Raw genomic sequence first — 21,160 nt, 5'->3', positions numbered from 1 at the left:
ACAAACGCTTTATTATATTCATATCCAAGCGGCCAACAACATACGGAATTTTTTAGAGCGTTCATATACGAAAGTAGAACCTCTACCATTGTCTTCTAGTTGATACTGAACATAAATTACAGGCCCACATTGTTCTTGCCAAGCAATTGAATATTTTACCAGGTTATCTTGCACATCCCATTGTTGTAAAAAGCCGCTAATAATACAATTCATTTCAGTCACAAATAGTTTAACCAATTTTTGTATTACCAAATCTTCTTGTTGTTCTACTTGTATATTATCACAATAAGCTATATGTGAGTTTAAATTATTAGCATAAGCTCGTGATGTTATAGAGACTATAATAGTAAATAATATAATAAAAATTTTCATATGATACCTTATTTATTAAATTTAAATTAATATATTTTAAGGTACTTAATAAGAAACTAATAATCAAATATTATTTATTGTACTATATTATCATTTTAATTATTATTTTAAATAAGATTTAGGACCTTTGATCTGCTATATTATCGTCAAAAACATTATTTATGACTGCTGATTATTCTTTTTTGAAAAGTTTTGCTGAGTATATCATTGATAAATTAGGTAAAGGTACAGAAGTTCAAATAATATTGCCTAATAATTTCTCATGCCTAGAATTAAAGAAGATTTTAACCGATAAATATAAAATTAAATTACCTATCATTATTCCTTTTAATTCTCTTATTTCAAAAAAAACCGACTCGGATTATATATCTAAAATAGAAGAATTACTTATTTTATCATCCATTATCACCGAATATAAAGAATTACCTTTTAATAAAAATGAATCATTAAAAGCTGCAGAACTTTTAAGAAAATTGTTTAATGATCTTATAATCAATAATATCGATATAAAATTAATTGAAGTCTATAACAATTCTAACTATTGGCAAAAGATTTATAAATTTCTAGAATATTGCTTTTTAAGATGGCAAGAAGAAATATCGTTTACTCAAAAACAAACTAAAGCAGTTTATAAATTAAAGCTATTACAAGAAGAAATAATAAAAATAAAAAAGGGACATAAGCAGGTAATACTCGCCGGAATATTCAAGCCTAATGTTTTTTTAAACAGATTTGAAGAAGAATTACAGGATTACATAATTCACCATAATCCTACCTCCAAGCAGATTAGCGATGGTATATCTTATTATGAACCTAATGACATTTATGAGGAAACTAAACAAATAGCTTATATATGTAGCCGTAATAAAGACAGACGGATTGCAATCGTTACAAATAATAATAAGCTTAAAAGAGTATATTGTAATTTTTTAGACAAATATGAAGATCTACTAGGTAATGACTTAAGGCTTACTAATATAGGTGAATTACTAACTTCCATTATTAAAATATTATGTAATAATTTTGATTTAAAACTTCTATTTTTATTACTTAAAAATCCTTTAATTAACTGCCCTACTGTGCAGAAGTTAGAGTTAATGCTATCTAATAAAAACCGTTTTATATCCTCACCGAAACATTTATTGCAATTACAATTTGATAATGAGGATATAAGAGAGTATTGCCGTAACTTAATAGATATTTTATTTACCAGTACTCCACATAATATACAAGCTATTCTAACCTTAACTAAAGAAATAACTGAAAAACTTTTGCCTACTATTTGGGAAAAAGAAGGAGGAGCAGAACTACTTGAGTTTTTAACAAATTTAACCTCATATAGTAAATATATAAATTCAACGGATAAAAAGGATTTTCCTAAAATTTTTTCTTTTTTACTTTCTAATATCAAATATTACAAAAATACCGACGCTGCTAGTATTATTATAGGACGGCCTGAAGATTTAGCATTATGTGAATTTGACTTAATTATATTACCGCATTTTAATAATGAAAACTGGACACTTAGTGCTAAAGCTCACCCATGGCTTAGCAAGAAAGCCTTGCAGATACTAAATATAGATTACGATGAAATCGCCCCTACTCTATATTCAGATTACTTCAATTTATTTCTACAAAATAAACAAATAGTTATACTGAATGCTAAAAAATATGATGGGAAGTTGTCAGTGCCGAGTAATTTATTTTTGAAGCTAGAAAAAGGTTCTGTGTCACCCCGTGACTTGATCACGGGGTCCAATAATTATATGGATACCGTGGTCAAGCCACGGTATGACAAGAGTATTGAGATCCACAGCCCCTCTTTCCCAACTACCTTATCAGTAACCGAAATAGAAACATTAATAAGAAACCCATACGGTTTTTATGCTAAGAAAATTCTTGGACTACGTAAAAAAGATCATATATGGGAAGAGCCTAAAATATCGGATTTCGGTAATTTGATTCATAAAGTTTTAGAGGAATATTCTAAAAATTACGACAAACAATATATTAATTTAAATTTGCTTGATAAACAAAATGCTTTAATAAATATTGGTAATCATATTTTATATAGCACTATTTTACCAAGCTACACAAAAAAAACTTGGCAAATAAAACTCACGGCTTTCAGCAAAGCTTTTATTTTATTTGATATAGAACGCCGAAAAAACTGCAAAGAAATCTATTTTGAAACTAAAGGGGAGTTACGGCTAAATATTGTAGGTCAAGATATAAAAATAATCGGTATAGCTGACCGAATTGAAATAAGTAAATCAAACAATATAACTATACTAGATTATAAGACCGGTACTATTCCGACTAAGAAAGAAATAGAGCTTGGACTCTCTCCGCAACTTATCATAGAAAGTTTGATGTTACTAGAAAACGGATTTACAAAATGTAATTCTCTGTCCCTTTTATGTCATTCCCAGCCCCTTTTGTGTTATTCCCGCTTTCGCGGGAATCCAGTTATGAATAACAATATTACTATCGCCTACGTAAAAATAACTAGTACCGAACCTTATGTGCAAACAACGGAAATAGCTTTAAGCATCGAGACTTTAAATAGACATAAAGCAGGATTAGTAAAATTACTTGAACATTATATTACAAATAAATTCTTTTCTTATGATTTGAATTTATCAAAGTATAATGATTATTTGCATTTGAGTCGATAGGCTAATTATGTCATTCCTGCGAAGGTGCATGGGTGTCAACTTAAGACTCGATGTCATTCCCGCGTAGGCGGGAATCCAGTACTTTAAAACTTTTTTTAAAGCTCGATTTATCTCGCTTTACCCTAGACTCCCGCCTACGCGGGAATGACATAAACAAACCATGCAACAAGGCTTTCAGTCGCTCGCAATGACGGCTTAGCAACTGCTCGCAATAGTGCTTACAACCCCATCACTAACTTAAATTCTTTACTTTTAATAATCTTACTATTCGTATTATAAATAATCGGATCGTTAATTTTTTCATGACCGAATCTATTTGTTTTAAATACCGGTATATCTAAACTATCTGCAAAATTACGAAGCACTAACATTGTGGTATCAAGATCTTTACCAAATGAACCAAATATTATAGCCTTAACATCCTCAAGTAACCCTGCTTGCTTTAAGTGTAAAAGCTCACGATCTAATCTAAAAGGAGCTACATTCACATCTTCTAAAAAAAGAATTTTGCCCTTAGTCTTTATTTGCCAACTCGTTCCTATACTAGTCTGCACCATAGTTAAGTTACCGCCTGTTAGTTTGCCGTTAACAAGATCACTTGATTTTGCTATATCGTTAAGAGGCACTAAATTATCTATAGTAACCTGCTTTACTTTACCTTTTAATATCTCAGCAAGCTTGGTAAAATTACCTTGATCTTGTTCCGGTTTTAAGAGATCGGCTATATTACTGCCGTGAATAGTTTTCCAGCCCCATTCTTGTGATAGAAAAAGATGTAACGCCGTTATATCGCTATATCCTATAAAGAATTTCTCTTTATTTGGTTTTGATAGCTTTAGTAAATCGGGAATTATTCTCGCAGAGCCATAACCACCTCGTAAACTCCATACTATATTATCAGACTCATCAAATAATGCATCCCGCAGGCAATTAAATCTTACTTCATCGCTACTTGCAAGAAAGGGTAGATTACCTTTAACAAAACACTTAGAAGGAATTTGTAAATTTAGTCCATTAATATTTTTTAAATCCGACAAGGTTTTATTATCCACTCCTGTTGCCGGAGCAACAACAGTAATAGAGATATTTTTTAGACTATGACCAGCAGAAAAAGTTGATATTGAAAAAAATAATATTATTAGTAAAGATATATTTTTAAGAATCATGAATATAATTGATAGGTATTGTTATATGAACAGGTAAACCTACTATGTCATGCCGTGGCTTGACCACGACATCCAGTCTTTATTTTATTTTTTCTAGATACCGTGGACAAACCACGCTATGACAGAGGCAAGCACTGGATTCCCATTTTAGCTAGAATGACATAGAAAATGAGAATAACCTTAAGAAACTATTCTAAATAAAAAGCAGCATCATCACCGGTAAGCTCTACTGCTTTGGCCTTGATTTGGTCAATAGTAAGGCCACTATATTCTACAAACTAACCTAATAAAGTAGCGTCCTGACCAAAAAAATTATAACAACAGTTGCTTTATCTATATTACCTTTCCTCATATCATATACAAGCTTTAATGCTTCTTTTTGTGCTGGTAGTTCATGAGTACTAGATAGTGCTAAAGTCTTTACTTTTTCTCCAAGTTTATCCGCCGAAGCCTCTGATATTTCATCATCTTCAGATTTATCAGTTGAATTTTCGCTTATTCTAATGTTTTCTATTTTAGGTTCAACAAGCTTTGTCCATAGCTGGTCAGTTGAACTACAATCACAATCGGCTAGATATTTTCTACCTTCTTCTCCAGTTTTTACAGCATTATCAAGAAACTCTTTAACTATCCACGTATTGTTAAATTTGTTATAAGCAGCTTTTATGAATAGTTCTAAATTATTAGAACCTAAATCTAAGAATTTTTGTTTAAGGTCCATAAGGATATGACTTTTTGTATCTAGCCATGTTTGCATTCCTAATAATATTTCTGACATTACCTTATTAGTGTCTTGTGTCGATAGAGTAATATTATTACTCTTAATAGTAGCCTCAAGTGCATTTTTAGTACTAGCATCCAAGTTAGATACTAAGTTTTCATACTGGGCTGGGTTACTTTTAGCTTCTTTTAAAGTGCTTACTATTTTCTTAAATCTTGGTACTATTTCTTAATGACTACCCGTAGTGCTTTTCATCCAATCCCATTTAAAATATTCAAACCCGCCGGTAGCATGATTTGGAACTTCAACATGTGCAAATTGATGGTCATATCTAATGCCGATTACATTAAGATCGTTTTTATATTTCTTTACTTGAATATCGATATCATTAAGCTGTTTTTTAAAGTGTGGCTCTAATTTTTTCATACTTTCCTCCTTAATTTATATTTTTAATTAGTGTCCATATCATACTTATATATTACTATATGTCACAATAAAACACTAATAGAAATTAACTTTTTGCTATATCACAAGCATGTAAGTCACGCTTAAAATACAAACTACTATTCTTATTTAAGATTACCCGATAAATCTGAACATTTTCAAGTACTCTTTGAACGTAATCTCTTGTTTCTCTATAAGGTATAAGTTCTATCCAGTCAATAACTTTTCTTGTATCTTTTATATCCCTTGGATCACCAAACCTATCTATCCATTTTACTACATTATGACTTCCGGCATTGTAAGAAGCAATGGATAGAATATAAGAACCTTTATGATCATCTAATAATTTTTTGAAATGATGCGAACCAAGTTTAATATTATATACCGGATTTCTAGTTAAGTCTGCTAAATTACATTTAACATTTATGGATCTTGCGGTATCACAAGCAGTACCTTTAATAAGTTGCATGAGACCCATAGCATTTGCATAACTTACTGCTTTATGATCAAAAACCGATTCTTGTCTAATTATTCCATAAGTTAAATGAAGTGGGATAGGCAAACCTACTAGATTATAAGGCGTTGGAAAAGCACAATCCGGAATAAAAGCATTATTTTGGGCAGCAATTTTTGCCACCTCAACCATATGATTAGTATTATTATTTGCTTTAATAATATTCGCAATTATTTGAATTTCTGCAGAATTTTTAGTGTTTTTCATTGCTGCCTTGGAATATATCAGGGCTAAGTAGTTTTTATTATATTTAACCAATAACCTTATTGCTTTAATAATCTCTTTATTTTCTATAATTTTCCTTTCTTCAGAAGTTATTACGGGAATATGAGGTAAAACTAACTTTGTCCTATTTAATTCAATATTTGCTACCTGCCCATAAAAGGTAAAAGAATATTTGGCTGCCTGCTCGTAAAATTTTCTAGCCGTTTGCTTATCGCCTTTTGCTGCATAAGTACGACCGAGCCAATAAAGCCCACGTGCCAAACTAATCGGAGTCTTAACAACTTTAATAAACTTATTAAAATGTACTAATGCTTGATCTGGCTTTTTTAAAAAACTTAAAGAAAGCCAGCCCGCAAGCCACTCCTGCTCCCTGATAGTTTCAGGACAAGTAGCAAAAGGAAGCGTTGCCATTCTATAGCTATTAGCAAAATCTTTGTAATCGATGAATTCACGAGCATAATAGGACTGAATACGACACCATTTAGCAAAATGTTTACGGTTATTTTTAGCTTTCTTAAACAAAGTAATAATTTCCTTTGTCGGCTTTTGCATTTTTTTAAAATCTAAATAACGATATAATAAACCGGAAGTATAGTATTTTTCAGGAACACTTTTAAAAAGCTTTTCAGCATTTGGCGATTTACCTATAATCGCAATTTGGACTTTAAAAGAATTACGGTAACCTTGATCTACATATTTCAGTGATTGCTCAGCAGATCTAATATCATTTTTCCATAAATGTTCTTCTATTCGCTCTAAATGATCACTCGCAGTTAAATATTTATGCCACTTATTGTAATATGCATTTTCTTCTTCAGGAGTGAAATTGGCGTATACCCAAGCCTCTTTAATAATAGGTAGTAATATCTTCTGATCTTTGATTAAACTACTTGCAGCTGCCGCATAAAATTTATAACCTTTGCCGGTAAGAGGAGGATGTTTACTAAACCAATCAAAAATTACTTTTTTATTTGTATTATTATTTAGATATTCTTCCGCTCTTTCTTCAAGCAGCTTATTTTGAGGCCAATCCGGATTATTGCATAAAAACCTTATTACATGTTCAAAACTATTATCTGAATATTTATTATCTAAATATTTCTGAGAAAGTACAATTTTTGTTAAAATTTTATTATTTACTTCTCGAGCTAAATCTTCGGCTTGTGACCAATTTTTTTGATCGATATAGGTAAAAACTTGCTTAACATTATCTACAGAATCAGAATTAGCATTTACTTTCAAAGCTAATAACAAGAATATAGAAGTTAATAATTTTATTGTGATTTTCATAAGTTTTATGATTTGTTGCGTGGATACCTAATGGTCATTACGAGCTACTAAAAGCGTTGTTGCATGGCTCGTTTATGTCATTCCCGCAAAAGCAGGAATCCAGTAAAACTTATAAAAAACTTATTTTTTATAGGTTTATTTTTACCTAATATGTAATTTTTGTATCAATATTAAGGTTATTTTTTCTGGATTCCCGCCTACGCGGGAATGACATAGAGACCAACTAAACACCCGTAGAACCAAAGCCACCGCTACCACGCATCGTTCCCATAAGACTACTACTTTCTTCCCATAATATACGTTTGTACTTTGCGATTATCATCTGTGCAATTCGCATGCCTTTTTCTATAATGAAATCTTCTTTACCGAGATTAATAAGAATGACCTTTATTTCACCTCGATAATCTGCATCAATAGTACCGGGTGAATTAGCAACCGTGATACCGTGTTTAACGGCAAGACCCGAACGGGGTCTTATTTGGGCTTCAAACGAATCCGGTAGTGCTATAGCGATGCCTGTTGGAATTAGCTGTATTGCGCCTGCTTTTATTGTTATAGGTTGCTCGTTTGCAGCTATTAAATCCATCCCCGCACTATGCTCTGTAGCATATTCCGGCAGACTGCCGGAAAAATTTTCTAGTTTTTTAATTTTAACTTGTGTTATTGTCATATTATTTCATATCAAATTTATCGTTAATAATTTTATTTTCTACCGCATCAATTAAAGAATTAGCAAGATTATCGGTTAATATCTTACTTCCCATGCCAAGTTTCTTTTTAAGCCAAGGCTGCTTAGCACACAGATATTGAAACTTAATATTATCACCGAATTTTTCTTTCATTACGCTATACATATCACCTATGCCGTCAATTAAGCCGTAATCAAGCGCCGTTTGCCCTGCCCAAAATTCACCGTTAAATAAAATTTCGTCTTGCTGAGTTAACTTCCCTGCTCTTCTTGTTTTTACATATTCTATGAAATGTTCATAAACCTGCTTTTGCAAATCTTTGATAATTTTAAGATCATCTTTATTAATAGGTTTAAACGGATCCAATACTGATTTATTCTTGCCTTCCGTATAAACTCTTCTCTCTATCCCAAGTTTATTAATTGCTTCATGAAAACCGAATCCGCTTGATACTACTCCGATACTACCGATAACCGAACTCGGCAAAGCATATATCCGGTCACCACTGCAAGCAAGCCAATATCCGCCTGAAGCCGCCATATCTTCAATAAAACTATAAATTTTTATTTTATTTTCTTTAGCAAGGTCACGAATACGTTTTGCAATAAGTTCAGATTGTACCGGAGAACCACCGGGAGAATTAATAATTAAACATAATGCTTTTAATTTCTTTATTTTAAAAGCTTTTTCTATTAGTTCATTTAATGATTCTAACGTAAGTCCCGATTGCATAGTACTTACTTTACCGATAACACCGCTAAGGCGTAAAACGGCAATCACCTCTTTAGAATCACCAAAAACCGAAGCAAATAATTGATCTAATTTACTTATCTGCCGTTTGGTTATTATCTGATCAAATTCAGCATTCGCCATAGTTGATTTATTTACTTCATTCATTAATTTTACTCACTTTTAATTTAATATACTCGTTTAATTTGAAAAATTGGCTATGTCGTCTTATAAGATCTGTGGTACTCACCTATTAAGTATACGCTCCGCTCCTCACCTTATAGACTCCTTGCTCTTTTCCAAATTACACTTAGTCTATTTACTTGGAGTTACTATAGCGTCCTTTTTTATTGGCGGCAAAGGCTTAGCCGGTTTATTCAGAGATTGCTCGTTATAACTACTTTTAGGTTCAGGATAATTTCCGGGAATGGCAGATAAAATAGTATCTCTAACTTTTTCGTCATACCAATTTGTATTGCCGACAAAGCTAGTTACTATTTTGCCGTTTGGGTCTATTAATATACTAGTCGGTAAACTAACAACCCCTAAGGCTTTAAATAATTCATTTCTATAATCATGATAAATCGGCAAATATCTTATTTGATAGCTTTTAAAATATTCTTTCACAGCTTTTATGTCTTGATAATCTTCTGAAATCGGAATTACTGAAAAAGGTAATTTCCTAAAATCTTTTTGCAACATATCAAGATCAGGCATTTCTTTGACACAAGGAGCACTCCAAGTAGCCCAAAACACTAACAATATAGTCTTTCCTTCAAACTGATCAAGAGAATATTGATTTTTTTCTTCATCAAAAAAAATTATATTATCAGGAACGCTTGAACCTCTTAAAAATGCTAATTTACCCTTAGGCTTCTCATAGAGCTTAGCATGAATTTTAGGAATAAAAATTATTATAGATAATAAAAATACTATAATACATATAAGATATTTATTATAATTTCTTAAGGTCATATAATAATTTATAGTAATGAAGACATTTTATTTATTCGTATTAGCACTTACATTATGTGGTTGTGGTATAAAAAAGCCTTTAGAAGCACCGCAGAAAGAGGCAAAACGTCATTGCGAGCAGTCGTAGACTGCGTGGCAATCTCGTCAAATATCCTGAGGTTGCTTCGTCAAATTACTTCGTAATTTTCCTCGCAATGACGTACTGTATCAATACCTCTTAAGCGTCGTACCTTGCAAAACTAAGTCAAAACAATAAGACGGCATATTTTCTTGCGGTTCGATCAATATCGGATTTACTTCACCGCACTCATTATCACACATATTTTTATCAGATAAGTCTAAGCGTGTTTCGAGAGTAGTAAGATTAGGATGCTCTATTCTTATATTTGCACTTCTCAAATAACGAGAAGATTTATAAGGCAACATGCTAATAAAGTAATATTCTCCTTTATTATTAGTAGTAGCAATACCGGAACCGGTAAAGCTTGAATTGCTTTTACTTGTAAATCTTCTTTTATCAACTCTAGTTTTTAAAGGTTCGTAAGGATATTTACCTCCGCTTCCTGCTTGCCATAAATAAACTTTAGCATCCGCAACCGGCACGCAATTTTGATCTAATACTTTTCCTTTAATTAATATCCTTTCACCGTAAAATTTTGATAATCTTCCTGTTTTACGTAATAAATTATTAGTAGTTTCAAAAACTTTCGGCTCATAATCATTAAATATATTTCTAGTAATTTTACAACGATTAAGCTTATTAGGGTAAGTTTTAGAAGCAGCAAATATGTTTAATGTCCATAAACATAAAAAACAAAATATAAATTTTTTCACTTTTCACCACTATATTTATAAAATTCTGCATCTAAATTTAAATCAATTATTTTTATTAATCAAATTATTTTTATTCTCATTTGATTATTAAGTAATTGATTGTTATAGTAAACTTTGTTATACTAAAGTATATGCAAAAATTTTTATCTTTAATAATTGTAATTCTAATACTTTACAATATAGTAAAGTTAAAAATATCCCCCGACAACAATAATCCTACAACTGTAGAGCAAACAGCTTCAAATAATTCATCTACCGATGAAAACCAAACTAGTATAAATAATGAGCCCCCTATTTCATTAAACGGTAACTTATTTGAACGTACGGTTTCAAAAATAGTAATAAATGCTCTTAAAACCGAAGAAGGGAAAGCATTTTTTGAAAATATTTTACAACCATTAAATGGACCTATCAATCCTAATGATTACACTATTGAAGTACGTAAGGATTTAGTAAAAACACTGTTCAAAATTAATACGCTCGGTAGCGGTAATATCGGCCCCGCTTCTTGCGGACATGTAGTTACCGTATTTTATCAAATATCAGATATGAACAATACTTTAATATCTGAAGATACTAAGACTTTTACTTTAGGCTCTGCTCCTGTAATGCTTGGCTTAGATAATGTAATAATTGGTATGATGGTAGGAGAAGCACGAGAAGCTATTATTCCGGCAAAATATGCCGTTAATAATAGTAATAATATTATCTTCGATGATGCTTATAATTATAAAGTTAATGTAATTTTAAAATCCATATTACCGCAAAATTTTGTTAAAAGTAATGAAGTTAAAATTTATGACGATGAGATAGCTTATCGTGTTCCTTTATTATGTGGTGAAAAAGTAAGCTTTAATGCTAAAATTACTCGCTTATCGAACGGTAAAATACTATATGATTCAAAAGCAAAAGGACAACAAATAGATATGAAAATCGGTGATATTACATATCCTTTAATTTTTTCTTACGCCTTGCAAGGTAAAGTAACGGTTGGAACACGCAGTGTTATTGCTGAAGGCAAAACATTTAAAACTTTAGGTTCTAACATAAATAAAATTATTTCTCATGAATCGTTACCGATAAATGAATATCTTTTGCTTGAACTAGGAGATTTTAAACAAAATTAAATAAATATGAAACAAAATAAAATTCAAAGACAAAAAAATTATATTTTATCATCTATCCTTGTCATAATGATAATAATTGTATATCTTATAACATTAATAAAAATTGCAGGATAAATTTTGTAATTATTAAAAATTTAAAACTCAAATTAAACGAGTATATAAGCATCTTACTTTAAACTTTAATTACGCTAGGAGTTTAGTGTGGAAATTATTAAAAAAAACAAAAATATTATTATGTTAGTAGGTTTAATATTTCTAGCAGTAATTATTTATATCTCTACAAGTAAGAGTTCCGATAATAAAACAAACGATAATATATTAGAAGTAAAGATAGCTATACAAGATCATAAATTTGTTCCGAATATAGTTGAAGTACCAAAATCGACTAAGATAAGGTTAATTGTTCATAATGAAGATGATACGGTAGAAGAGTTTGAAAGTCATGATTTACATCGTGAAAAAATAGTTATGCCAAATGAGTCAATACATATTATACTTGCACCTCTCAAGTCCGGAAAATATGAATTTTTTGGAGATTTTCATCAAGATACGGCTCAGGGTTTTATAATTGTTAATGATTAGATAAAAAATATGTTTAAAATTGCTTTAGTAGTGTTTCGTGAATGTTTAGAAATATCCTTATTACTTGGTGTAATACTCGTCGTAACAAAACAAATAGAAAAATCTCGTCTTTATATTATTGCTGGAGTAATGCTTGGAGTAGTATTTGCTTCAATTTTTGCATTTTTTACACGTAAATTATCTTTATCTTTTGGCGGAATAGGCGACGAGTTATTCGATTCCGGAATTATGATACTAATAACAATGCTGATTAGCTGGACAATAATATGGATGCAAGGTTACGGTATAAAAGTAAAGCAACATATAAACGACTTATCAGTAAAAATTCATGAAGGTAATGCCAGTTATTTCATGTTGGTTTTTTTAGTTGCCACTACTATATTACGAGAAGGTGCAGAAATTATTATTTTAGTATATAGCATATCTTCAGTTGAAACAATATCAAGCAGTATTTACTTGCAAGGAGTGATAATAGGTGCTACAAGTGGCTTCTTACTTGGTTTAGTAATATATTTTGGTTTCATTAAGATTGCTAATCAAAAATATATTTTTAAAATCTCTACCGCATTATTAATGCTAATAGCAGGCGGATTTGCAGCAAGTGCTGCAGGTATTTTAACCTCTTCCGGTCTAATTATGTTTTTATCCGATCAACTTTGGGATAGTTCATGGTTAGTAGCAGATAGAAGTATGATAGGTAAAATCTTACATATTGTTACCGGTTATATTGCAAGACCTAACGGGCTACAAGTACTGGCTTATTTTACTACTATATTACTGATAAATATTGTCATACAAATAAAATTAAGATATTCCAAAAATAACTTAATATCAGTACAAAAAAATGAATCAAATTAATTTTATCAAAGAGCACAATTAAATATGTTAAAACTTTTATCAGAAATTGGTCCAGTAATAGCATTTTTTGCAGGCTTTTTTTATGGAGGCGGTATACAACACGCTACTCTTTATATGCTTATTACCTCTGTTATTTGTATTACCCTTTGTTATGTTATAGATAAGAAAGTATCCAAGCTTTCTATTATTTCTACGACTGTTTTATTAGTTTCGGGAAGCATTACTTTAATTAGCGGCGATTCAATGTATATAAAAATCAAACCTACTATATTATATGTTATTTTTGGAATAATATTTCTCATGAGTGGTATAAGAAAAAATCCTTTTATCAAATATGCTTTAGAGAGTATAGTACGTCTTAAAGAAGAAAGTTGGATAACCTTAAGCTATAGAACAGCGGCTTTTTTCTTTTTTATGGCCGTAGTTAATGAAGTAGTTTGGCGTAATTTCTCAGATGAAACATGGGTAAAATTCAAAGTATTCGGTGTAATACCTATTACTTTTATATTTATTTTACTGCAATTACCTCTTTTATTAAAGAATAAATTACCGGATAGTAAGATATGATATATAATACCTTACTATTTTTACTTTATGTCATTACCGCGTAGGCTTTGTTGCATGGACCGGTAAAATCCACTGTGTCACCCCGTGGCTTGACCACGGGGTCCATACAAACAATTTAAAATACTAATATTATTAGTATTTTAAGCTAGATCCCACGATCAAGTCGCTGGATGACACAGAAAAGCACTGGATCCCTGCTTTCACAAAAATAACACCGATGGCTTTTTACAAATTGTCCGGTACTATAATAAACAGTTAATTCTTGAACAAATACAATCTTTTTAAAAATCGTATGGTACTATTGTTATGATATTACGAGTTCTAATTTTTATAGCTCTTTCTTTTAGTCTATCTGCTTGTTTACCTGCTATTTTTACCGCAGCAACCACTACCGGCATTGTTGCTTCAAAAGATCAACCAATGTCTGAAACATTAAATGATTCAAGGATTTCTGCCAGCATTAAAGCTGATTTAGTAAAAAATAATTTTAGAGATTTAGGTGCTAAAATAAAGGTTGAAGTATCACAAGGAAGAGTATTATTAACAGGAAATATTCAAAAAGAATCTGATGCGTTAAAAGCCGTAGAAATTGCTTGGAATCAAAAAAGCGTAAAAGAAGTTATTAATGAGTTGAAAGTAAATAAAAACAGTAATCATTTTGACTTAGCCCAATATACTAAAGATAGTATGATAACCACGCAAATTAAAGCTAAAAATTTAGTCAGAAAAGACATTAAATTTGCTAATTATACTATTCTAACTATAGATAATATTGTTTATTTATTTGGAGTTGCAAGATCAAAAGAAGAGCTAGAAAAACTTGCTTCTATTGCATCAAAAATAAAAGGTGTTGAAAAAGTTGTGTGTTACGCTAAAATAATGAATAACTTTAACACAAATAATGATAATAGTGAAGAATCATAAATTCAAATTAGACCTCTTGCAGAACGAAGCTAATAAAGAGAAATTTGAAGGAAATACGGCACGTAGCACCGCAGCGTACACTTTAGTACGTGAGGATGCGAGTACCGGATTGACGTGTACCGCAGATATTTCAAAAGTTGGAAATCAAATAAGTGGTGAGCCTACACAGCGTATAAAAATACGTGAGCATAGGCAAATCCCGAAATTTAACGTACCAAATCTTGAAGTATCAAAGATATATAAATTACCTTTAGAAGGAGGTTATGCAAAGGGTTTATTACTTTTGTTAATTTTTTGTTTTGGTCTAAGCGGTTGTAATACCTCAAAAAGATTACCTTATTCCCACAAATATTCTTACAAAGAATTATCAAAAGATGATCCTCATAATCTAACTTATAAAGGACATTATAAAGTCGGTAAAAATTATAAAATAAAAGGAAAGACTTACAAACCTCACAACCCTAAATCTTTTACCGAAACAGGTTATGCCTCATGGTACGGTGGACGTAAAGACGGTTTTCACGGTAAAAAAACAGCTAACGGCGATAGATTTAATAGAAATTTATTAACTGCTGCACATAAAACTCTTCCGCTCCCTTGCTTAGTTAAAGTTACCAACAAAGCCAATAATAAAGCAGTAATTTTAATGGTTAATGATAGAGGTCCTTTTAAGAAAAATCGTATAATAGATGTTTCTCAAAAAGCGGCTGAAATTTTAGCATTTAAAAATCAAGGTATAACTAAAGTAAAAATAGAATATTTACCTAATGAAACTGAGAAATTTCTAAAAAATATTAATCTAAAAAAACCACAAAGTAAAACTTTAGCTAAAAACTCTAAAAAATCTTCATCTACTAAAGTTACAAAAAACAACAAATGTAGCGTTAATTGTCATATAAAACTTGTAAATTTAAAGTATAAATTGGCAGTAAGTCCTTAAAAGATGTGTGAATATTACAGTAGTCGTAGGCGTTGTTGCATGGCTCGATTTTTAACGTCATTGCGAGGAGCAACTTAAGTTTCGATGAAGCAATCTCAGGAGTTTTTGTATTACCTCATGAGATTGCCACGACCACTTTGTGGTCTCGCAATGACGATACATATCAACTACGTATATTCTTTTTCTTTATTATTTTTGATTTAGTTTTTGTAGTAGATTTATTATTAGAGGCAAGCTTGATTGAAGGTTTAGGGACTATAGGCTTAATATTAAAATGCTGATCTAGTAGCCCCATCATCTTTTGATCACGAGATGCGGCACTTTTGCCGCCTGTAACAACGGCAATCAATGATTTACCGTTCCTAGAAGCAGTAGTTACTAAATTATAACCTGCCGGTGTATGAAAACCTGTTTTCATCCCTTCTGCACCTTGATAATTTTTAGTAACCATATTATGTCCGTTTACTACGTTTCCACGAAATACAAAGCTGGTTTTAGCAAATAACGGATAAAATTTAGGATAATCTCTCTTCAAAGCCATAGCAAGTTTAGCCATATCTCGTGCGGTAGTTTGCTGCAATGGGTCATGCCAACCTGAAGCATTTTTAAAATAGGTATTCTTCATACCGAGCTGTTTAGCTTTAACATTCATTAAATGAGCAAAAGCCTTCTCTGAACCTTTCATGCCCTCAGCAACCGTTACAGCAGCATCATTAGCAGATTTTATAATTAATCCATTAATTGCCTCTCGAACGGTTATAGTTTCCCCTGCTTTTAAACCCAGCTTACAAGGCGGCATTTTTGAAGCTTTTGCTGATACAAGTAATTTTTTATCTAAAGGTAACTTACCGGCTTCAATTGCTTCAAACATTAAGTATAGAGTCATTAGCTTAGTTAAAGAAGCGGGGTAAATCCGAATTTGTGAATTATGGGCCTGCAACACTTTACCGCTTTTTGCATCAATTACTAAACTAGTTTGAACAGGAGGTTTAGGGGTATTTTTTACGGTTTTTTTTGCTTCGCTTACAGGAGCAAAGAAAAATGTTACAACAAAAATATAAGGTAATAAAAATCTCCTAAACATTTTAAATAAATAAAATATTATTCAAATTAAATCAAGCGTGATTTTTCGTCATTGCGAGGAAAAATTGAAAATTTTGACGAAGCAATCCAGTAAAAAGTGCATAGCATTTTTTTATTATTTTCCTAGATTGTCACGCTTCCTACGGTCACTCGCAATGACGATGAAAATAATACTTACTACACATTAACCTTTTTATTAAGATACATTAATATAAACAAAGCAGGCAAGGCTAAAATTATAGTAAAGATGAAAAAACCGTCCCAGCCCATCATATTTACGAGTTTTCCAGCATAAATAGTGACAGTATTGTTACATAAACTACTAGCACTACTAAGTAAAGCATATTGTGTTGCGGAATATTTTTTATTACATAAATTACCTATATATCCGACTAAAGCAGTAGCACCCATAGCGGCAGCAAAATTCTCTATAGTAATAGCAATTAATAAAGCTTCAAAAGAAGGAGGCTGATGATTAAGCCAAATAAATGCAAAATGCGTTAAGCTTTGGGCAATACCGGTAATAATCAAACCTTTAAAATTCCCCACCCTATACATTACAATACCACCGACAAAACCGCCGACTAAGGTTGCAATCAATCCATAAAGTTTAGCTATTATTGCTATTTCGCCTTTTGTATAACCAAGCTCTATATAAAAAGGTGAGGCAACCGCTCCAAGCATAGCATCGCCTAATTTAAAAAATATTACCGCAAGTAAAATAGCTACGGCAAATTCTCTTTTGAAAAAATCCTTGAAAGGATTAATTACTGTAGAAATCCATGAAGTAATAGAAATAATATTAATTTTTTCTCTTACTAATTCTTTTTCGTTTACGGTTATTATAAATATCGTTGCAACGACAAATATTATAGCTATAACACAGAAAGTTAGTTGCCAATTATTTCCAGTTATTTCTGCAAGATACAAAGCACCTGCCCCTGTAATAAGCATACCGATTCGATAACCGAATACGGCAGTTGCACTGGCTATGCTTTGTGTTTCTTGATCAAACTTATCTATACGCAACGCATCAACAGCAATATCAAACGTGCTAGATAAAAAGCCTAATAATATAGTCAAAAAATATAAAGAAGTTAAAGAAACTTCAGGATTTTCCTTGCTCATAGCAATTAGTACTAAAGCCATTAAAGAGCTACATAATATAAGCCAGCTTTTGCGATGTCCCCACCTACTTAAAAAAGGTATTTTAAAATTGTCGACTAGAGGCGACCAAAATACTTTTAACGAATATGATAACCTTGCAACCGCAAAAGTAGTAATAACGGCGATATCTATACCGGATTCTTTTAACCATACCGCAAGAGTAGAAAAAATTATAACCAGCGGCATACCGCTAACTATTCCTAAAATAAATATTTCAAATAATCGATAGTCTTTAAAAATCTTGGTAATGAGCATTGTGATATTCCATTAAATCGTCATTGCGAGGAGGGACATAGTCCCGAAGTGACGATCTTGTCAAGCATCCTGAGATTGCTTCGTCAACTACTTACATAATTTCCTCGCAATGACGAAAATATTAGTGTTGCAATAAGAAATATAAGCTATTTACTTTATAAATCAACCATTTTCTCTTAACTCCTTATTATACAACCTATAATATTCATCTTTATTCTTAAGCAATTGTGTATGAGTTCCTTGTTCACAAATCTCACCGTTTTTCATGACGATAATATTATCAAGATCGGTAATACTGCTTAAACGATGCGTAATAATTAAAGTGGTTTTTCCTTGGCGTAATTTCTTTAACGATTCTAGAATTTTCTGTTCGGAAGCTTGGTCTAAGCTGCTTGTTGCTTCATCCCAAATTAAAATAGGTGCATCTTTTAAGAAAGCTCTAGCAATAGATAAACGCTGACGCTGACCTCCTGAAAGAGTCGTCCCCTGCCCCCCTATCTGCGTGTCGTAACCGTTCGGCAGATGCATAATAAACTCATGAGCATCGGCATATTTTGCTGCTCTAATTATTTCTTCTCTTGTAGCGTTTTCCTGACCGTATGCTATATTTTCTGCAACGCTTGTATCAAATAAATGAGTATCTTGAGTAACTAAGGAAATCTGACCTCTAAGTGAAGTAAGCTTAATATCTTTAATATCATGATTATTAATTAAAATTCTTCCTTCATTTGGATCATAAAAACGCACTAATAAATTACTAAGCGAAGTCTTAGCACTACCTGAACGCCCGACAAACGCAATAATTTTATGAGGCTCTAGCCTTAAATCTATATATTTTATAGCTATTTTACTCTCAAACCTTAAAGCTAGTTTTTCAAAAGTAATTTGTGGATTATATAAATCTACGTCTTTAGCATCTTCATGATCTTTAATAAGAGGCTCGGTATCCAAAATACTAAATACCCTCTTAGCTGCTGCTATTCCTTCTTGTAAATTAATATTTAACGATACCAAACTTTTAAACGGTCTATAAGCCGCTGCAAAAGAAGCCAAAAAAGCAAAAAGAGCCCCTGGCGTACTTTTCCCCTCAAGGACTAGATTACCTCCATACCATACCATCCCTCCAACTGCAAAACCGCTTAAACCCTCCATAATCGGTGAAACCATCGCATCTAGCTTAGATGTTTTTTTGTAGAACTCTAAAATATTATTAATAATCAACGATGCTCTATTACTTTCTATTTTTTCGCCTACAAAAGATTTAATAATCTTAATTGACTGAAATGTTTCATCAAGCCGAGAGGTATAATGCCCAAGCTCTTCTTGTGACTGTGCAAATATTCTTCTTATCTTTCTACCCATCCTTTGCACCGGATAAACAGCTAAAGGGAAAACAAGAAAAACTACGCAAGATAATAGCGGTTCTAAATGAAACATTGTTGCTATTAAACATACTACAGTTAGGAAATGTTTAGCACATCCGACAAGTAAGTTAGAAACAGCTCCACGCATCAAAGAAATATCATTAGTAAAACGAGATATTAAACGTCCTGAAGATTGTTTTTGAATAAAAGAAATATCGGCAAATAACAAATGCTCATACATTTTTATCTGTAAATCGTTTAGTACCCTCTGCCCAACAAATTTTATTAGATAATTCTGATAATACTCTGAAATTCCTTTTATAACAAAAGTTACAGTAAGCACTATAGGCATTATTATAAGCATTTTCTTATCATGCGTTAAAAAAACCTTATCAATAATAGGTCTAGCCGCATGTACGATCACTGCCGTACAAAGTGCTGCAACAACCATACAAAATATCGAAAAATATATTTTATTTGCGTAAGGTTTAACATGATCTTTTATCAGCCTTTTTATAACATCTGCGGCTGTGTAGTTATCATTTAAATTATTGTTATTCATTCTCGTTAAAAATATTAAATTGATGATGTGATTGATTCGGTATAGGCATTTTCAAATGCTCAAAAGCGGCAATCGTGATTACCCTACCTCTAGGAGTTCTTTGTAGTAAACCTATCTGTATAAGATAAGGCTCTATGGTTTCTTCAAGTGCGTCACGTTGTTCAGACAAGGCAGCTGCGATCGTTTCAATTCCGACAGGACCGCCGTTATAATTATCCGCTATGAATTTTAGATAACGATAATCATTGCTATCAAGTCCTATGCGATCAACTTCCAAACGATTTAACCCAAAATCAGAGATTTCCTTATCTACTCTTGATTTACCGTCAACTGCTGCAAAATCTCTTATACGACGAAGCAATCTTAATGCAATTCTTGGCGTTCCTCTACTTCTTTTAGCTATTTCTTCAGAACCCGAATCGGTCAAATCAATATCAAGTAGTTTACTTGCTCTATTTAGAACTTTCTTCAATTCCTCGGTATTATAAAAATTTAGCCGCATAGGAATACCGAACCTATCACGCAAAGGATTACTAAGCAGCCCGAGGCGTGTGGTAGCACCGATTAAGGTAAATTTCGGCAAGGTTATTTTCACTGACCTTGCAGCAGATCCTTCACCGATAATTATATCAAGCTCAAAATCTTCCATAGCAGGATATAAAACCTCTTCAACCGCAGTATTTAAGCGGTGGATTTCATCAATAAATAATACATCGTTCTTTTCAAGATTGGTAAGAATAGCAGCAAGATCAGCTACCTTAAGTATAGCAGGACCGGAGGTGGATTTAAAATTACCGCCGATTTCGTTAGAGATAATTTTAGCAAGCGTAGTTTTACCAAGCCCGGGCGGACCGTAAAATAAAGTATGATCAAGATGCTCATTTCGAGATTTTGCAGCCTTAATAAATACCGAAAGATTTTCTTTAATCTGCTGTTGACCGACAAATTCTTGCAAATATGACGGCCTTATCGGCAATTCTTGATCATTTTCACTTTTTTCAGGTGATAATATATTAGTCATTATTTTAAATCGAATATAATGACTAATAATAGCTAAAAAATAGTTTTATGCTATAAATTATTTTAGACTTTTA

General features: G+C 31.8%; 18 protein-coding genes and 2 pseudogenes. 7 read left to right on the top strand and 13 right to left on the bottom strand.

Translation table 11 applies throughout. The annotated features are described in order from the left end of the window. Positions 1 to 18: 18 nt before the first annotated feature. Positions 19 to 372 (bottom strand): hypothetical protein, encoded by a 354-nt coding sequence (locus MCI_RS06775; protein ID WP_014410227.1) that lies wholly within the window; start codon positions 370 to 372, stop codon positions 19 to 21. A 161-nt stretch (positions 373 to 533) separates the two neighbouring features. Here MCI_RS06775 and MCI_RS06770 point away from each other — a divergent pair, with 161 nt between their 5' ends. After that, the gene (locus tag MCI_RS06770; RefSeq protein ID WP_014410226.1) at positions 534 to 3,050 is read left to right on the top strand and encodes a PD-(D/E)XK nuclease family protein; all 2,517 of its coding nucleotides are present in this window, start codon (positions 534 to 536) and stop codon (positions 3,048 to 3,050) included. 218 nt (positions 3,051 to 3,268) lie between these two features. On the opposite strand, the gene MCI_RS06765 is transcribed toward MCI_RS06770, so the two are convergent. The 7 genes and pseudogenes from MCI_RS06765 to MCI_RS06735 form a co-directional block, all read right to left on the bottom strand. After that, positions 3,269 to 4,216 carry an LD-carboxypeptidase gene (locus MCI_RS06765; protein WP_014410225.1) on the bottom strand — a complete coding sequence of 316 codons (948 nt, stop codon included), beginning with the start codon at positions 4,214 to 4,216 and terminating at the stop codon, positions 3,269 to 3,271. A gap of 188 nt (positions 4,217 to 4,404) precedes the next feature. Continuing rightward, a pseudogene (locus tag MCI_RS06760) lies at positions 4,405 to 5,363 on the bottom strand (hypothetical protein). Positions 5,364 to 5,448: 85 nt separating this feature from the next. Then, positions 5,449 to 7,410 (bottom strand): lytic transglycosylase domain-containing protein, encoded by a 1,962-nt coding sequence (locus tag MCI_RS06755; RefSeq protein ID WP_014410224.1) that lies wholly within the window; start codon positions 7,408 to 7,410, stop codon positions 5,449 to 5,451. Between the two features lie 223 nt (positions 7,411 to 7,633). Further along, positions 7,634 to 8,080 (bottom strand): dUTP diphosphatase, encoded by a 447-nt coding sequence (gene dut / locus MCI_RS06750; protein WP_014410223.1) that lies wholly within the window; start codon positions 8,078 to 8,080, stop codon positions 7,634 to 7,636. A gap of 1 nt (position 8,081) precedes the next feature. After that, positions 8,082 to 8,996, bottom strand: coding sequence for a S49 family peptidase (locus tag MCI_RS06745; protein WP_014410222.1), 915 nt, complete (start codon positions 8,994 to 8,996; stop codon positions 8,082 to 8,084). Between the two features lie 147 nt (positions 8,997 to 9,143). Continuing rightward, complete coding sequence (locus MCI_RS06740; RefSeq protein WP_014410221.1) at positions 9,144 to 9,803, bottom strand: TlpA disulfide reductase family protein; 660 nt, start codon at positions 9,801 to 9,803, stop codon at positions 9,144 to 9,146. A gap of 207 nt (positions 9,804 to 10,010) precedes the next feature. Then, entirely contained in the window at positions 10,011 to 10,637 is a 627-nt protein-coding gene (locus MCI_RS06735; protein ID WP_014410220.1) for a dioxygenase, read from the bottom strand. 131 nt (positions 10,638 to 10,768) lie between these two features. Between MCI_RS06735 and MCI_RS06730 the strand changes: the two genes are divergently transcribed. From MCI_RS06730 to MCI_RS06705, 6 genes are all read left to right on the top strand, one after another. Next, a complete protein-coding gene (locus MCI_RS06730; protein WP_014410219.1) occupies positions 10,769 to 11,764 on the top strand; it encodes an FKBP-type peptidyl-prolyl cis-trans isomerase in 996 nt (331 codons plus the stop codon). Between the two features lie 201 nt (positions 11,765 to 11,965). After that, entirely contained in the window at positions 11,966 to 12,346 is a 381-nt protein-coding gene (locus tag MCI_RS06725; RefSeq protein WP_014410218.1) for a cupredoxin domain-containing protein, read from the top strand. Positions 12,347 to 12,355: 9 nt separating this feature from the next. Beyond that, on the top strand, positions 12,356 to 13,204 hold the full coding sequence (locus MCI_RS06720) for an FTR1 family protein (protein WP_014410217.1): 849 nt from the start codon (positions 12,356 to 12,358) through the stop codon (positions 13,202 to 13,204). A 24-nt stretch (positions 13,205 to 13,228) separates the two neighbouring features. Then, complete coding sequence (locus MCI_RS06715) at positions 13,229 to 13,771, top strand: septation protein A (protein WP_014392169.1); 543 nt, start codon at positions 13,229 to 13,231, stop codon at positions 13,769 to 13,771. A gap of 306 nt (positions 13,772 to 14,077) precedes the next feature. Then, a complete protein-coding gene (locus tag MCI_RS06710; protein WP_014410216.1) occupies positions 14,078 to 14,695 on the top strand; it encodes a BON domain-containing protein in 618 nt (205 codons plus the stop codon). Then, a complete protein-coding gene (locus MCI_RS06705; protein WP_014410215.1) occupies positions 14,673 to 15,635 on the top strand; it encodes a septal ring lytic transglycosylase RlpA family protein in 963 nt (320 codons plus the stop codon). The genes MCI_RS06710 and MCI_RS06705 overlap by 23 nt, the downstream gene beginning before the upstream one ends. A gap of 56 nt (positions 15,636 to 15,691) precedes the next feature. Here the strand turns inward: MCI_RS06705 and MCI_RS10700 are convergent. The 5 genes and pseudogenes from MCI_RS10700 to ruvB all read right to left on the bottom strand — a co-directional run. Further along, positions 15,692 to 15,791: pseudogene (locus tag MCI_RS10700) on the bottom strand (lytic transglycosylase domain-containing protein); the annotation flags it as partial. Between the two features lie 7 nt (positions 15,792 to 15,798). After that, a complete protein-coding gene (locus tag MCI_RS06700; RefSeq protein ID WP_014410214.1) occupies positions 15,799 to 16,719 on the bottom strand; it encodes a D-alanyl-D-alanine carboxypeptidase family protein in 921 nt (306 codons plus the stop codon). A gap of 176 nt (positions 16,720 to 16,895) precedes the next feature. Further along, positions 16,896 to 18,140 carry an AmpG family muropeptide MFS transporter gene (locus MCI_RS06695; RefSeq protein WP_014410213.1) on the bottom strand — a complete coding sequence of 415 codons (1,245 nt, stop codon included), beginning with the start codon at positions 18,138 to 18,140 and terminating at the stop codon, positions 16,896 to 16,898. 162 nt (positions 18,141 to 18,302) lie between these two features. Further along, positions 18,303 to 20,066 (bottom strand): ABC transporter ATP-binding protein, encoded by a 1,764-nt coding sequence (locus tag MCI_RS06690; RefSeq protein ID WP_014410212.1) that lies wholly within the window; start codon positions 20,064 to 20,066, stop codon positions 18,303 to 18,305. After that, complete coding sequence (gene ruvB / locus MCI_RS06685) at positions 20,059 to 21,087, bottom strand: Holliday junction branch migration DNA helicase RuvB (protein WP_014410211.1); 1,029 nt, start codon at positions 21,085 to 21,087, stop codon at positions 20,059 to 20,061. Before ruvB ends, MCI_RS06690 begins: the two co-directional genes overlap by 8 nt. Between the last annotated feature and the right edge of the window lie 73 nt (positions 21,088 to 21,160).

Source organism: Rickettsia montanensis str. OSU 85-930, from assembly GCF_000284175.1.
Lineage (GTDB): Bacteria > Pseudomonadota > Alphaproteobacteria > Rickettsiales > Rickettsiaceae > Rickettsia > Rickettsia rickettsii.
This window is presented reverse-complemented; position numbering and strand designations above follow the sequence as displayed.